Below are 561 nucleotides of genomic sequence, written 5' to 3'. Positions count from 1 at the left end.
ACAGTTGTCCAAATACCATTTGTTTGGCTCTGCCTAGGCGTATAATCAATTTTGTTAATACTTTTGGCACCATTAAAGTAAAAATCAACCGTATCCGGCATGGCATTTAGAGTCCAATTAGAGTGATACATGGTCGTCAGATTACCATCGAAGGCTTTGGTAATTTCATTTCCACTTTGAGGTGTTCTTTTCGAAACGGCCCCAACAATAGGAACGGGATTTTGCGCATTTGCCAAAACACAGAGCAATAGCATGGCAAGAAAAGAGAGTAATCGTTTTTTCATTTGGTCGGGGTTTAATTAAATAATATTGGTTTTAGTATGTTTAAGCCATCTCCTCCTATTCTGCCCTATATTTTCACCAGTAATGTCTGGCTACGATCTGCTTATTGTTGCTGTTATTTTCCCTTCCGCGGGAGAAAATTTACGGCAAGGCCAAACCGCAGCGTGTTGGCGAGCGGATTGCTTCTTTCTGCCGTGGCGAGATAAGACAGATCAATGCTGTAGATCTGGTACCTAAAGCCTGCACCCAGGGTAAAATAACTGCCATCACCTTTCTGTG

Annotated in this window: 1 protein-coding gene; it reads right to left on the bottom strand. The window is 42.1% G+C overall.

Features of this window, described 5'->3' with window-relative positions; translation table 11 throughout:
* Nucleotides 1–284: hypothetical protein (locus AW17_RS23435; protein ID WP_036670873.1), on the bottom strand; the 284-nt coding region annotated here is incomplete at its 3' end.
* Nucleotides 285–561 lie beyond the last annotated feature (277 nt).

This window comes from Pedobacter borealis DSM 19626 (genome assembly GCF_000708285.2).
Classification (GTDB): Bacteria; Bacteroidota; Bacteroidia; order Sphingobacteriales; family Sphingobacteriaceae; genus Pedobacter; species Pedobacter borealis.
The sequence above is the reverse complement of the archived record's forward strand: the minus strand, read 5'-3'. Positions and strand labels throughout refer to the sequence as shown.